Source organism: Streptomyces sp. NPDC042638, assembly GCF_040647235.1.
Classification (GTDB): Bacteria; Actinomycetota; Actinomycetes; order Streptomycetales; family Streptomycetaceae; genus Streptomyces; species Streptomyces rameus.
In genome coordinates this window covers 1-1,351 of sequence record NZ_JBEZBT010000153.1, presented here as the reverse complement: position 1 = coordinate 1,351, position 1,351 = coordinate 1, and the positions used below count along the sequence as shown (strand labels likewise).

The following is a 1,351-nucleotide window of genomic DNA, read 5'->3' as shown; positions in this document are numbered from 1 at the left end:
CCTGCAACGACTCCAGCGCACCGAGCGTCACCGACCGCACAACCGCCGGATCAACCACGCCCCCGACAACCGGGGAGCCGGAGAGGAACGGCAACAGCACGCACCCGGGCGCGGTCTCGCCGTACATCGCGGCCTCGCGGATGTCGGCGTACACAGCCATGCCCTCGTCGGCGATCCCGAGCAGGGCACGCAGTTCCGCGGCGTCGGGGCCCACGACCGTGTACCCGGCAGCGAGGCCCTCGACCGCGGCCGTGGGGGCCTCCGGAAGTCCGGCCCACTGCACCCGGAACAACGACTCGTGTGGCACCCGTCCCTGCCCGGCCACGTCGTCCGGTGTGACGCTCCGGCTCGTGACCGCCTCCGCGGTCGCCACCACCTGGCCGGTCTCGTCGGCCAGCACCGCCGCGACACCGCCGCCCGCCTCCGGCACGAGACGCACGCGCAGCGTGGTCGCTCCGGTGGCGTACAAGGCGACTCCGCGCCACGCGTGCGTGAGCGCGATCGCGTCTTCGGTCCCGTCGACCGGCTTGCCGTGCACGGCGTGGAGCGCGGCGTCCAGCAGAGCCGGATGCAGGCCGTAGCGTCCGGCGTCTCCACGCAGTTCCTCCGGCAGCGCCACCTCGGCGAGGATCTCCTCGCCTCGGCGCCATGCCTGCCGCAGCCCCTGGAAGGCGGAGCCACGGGCAATGCCCACGCGCTCTTCGCCGTCCTCGTGGAGTCCTGCCGCGTCGATCGGCTCCGCGTCGGCCGGAGGCCACTCGGCCGGCACACGGCCCTCCGCCGAACCCGCTGGGGCACCCGCCGTCAGCACACCACGGGCGTGCAGGGTCCACGGGTCCTCCGACGCGCCGTCCTCGTGGTGCGAGTAGACACTGACCGTACGGCGACCGGAATCGTCGGGTCCGCTCACCGCGACCTGGAGCTGGACCGCCCCACTGCCCGGCAGCGCCAGCGGCGTCCGGGGCGTCAGCTCCTCCAGCCGGTCACAGCCGACCGCGTCCCCCGCACGCAGCGCCAGCTCCACGAAAACGGAGGACGGGAGGATCGCCGTGCCGAAGAGAGAGTGGTCCAGCAGCCAGGGGTGCGACCGAGCCGAGAGCCGGCCGGTGAAGAGGTGGCCGCCGGTCTCCGGCAGGGTGACGGCAGCGCCGAGCAGCGGATGGTCTGCGGACGAGAGGCCGGCCGTGGAGACGTCACCCTGTCGTGCGGTGTCGGGTTCGATCCAGTAGCGCTGGTGCTGGAAGGCGTAGGTGGGCAGGTCGACGCGCTGAGCGCCCGTGCCCGCGAACACCGCCTCCCAGTCGACGGCCGCGCCCCCGACGAACGCCTCGGCCACCGACGTCAGGAAACG

The 1,351-nt window shown here is 73.5% G+C and carries 1 protein-coding gene; it reads right to left on the bottom strand.

Annotated features, from left to right (window positions below; all coding sequences use genetic code 11):
• The coding region (locus tag AB0B40_RS38190; protein WP_362268243.1) for a polyketide synthase dehydratase domain-containing protein at positions 1-1,351 on the bottom strand (1,351 nt) is incomplete at both ends.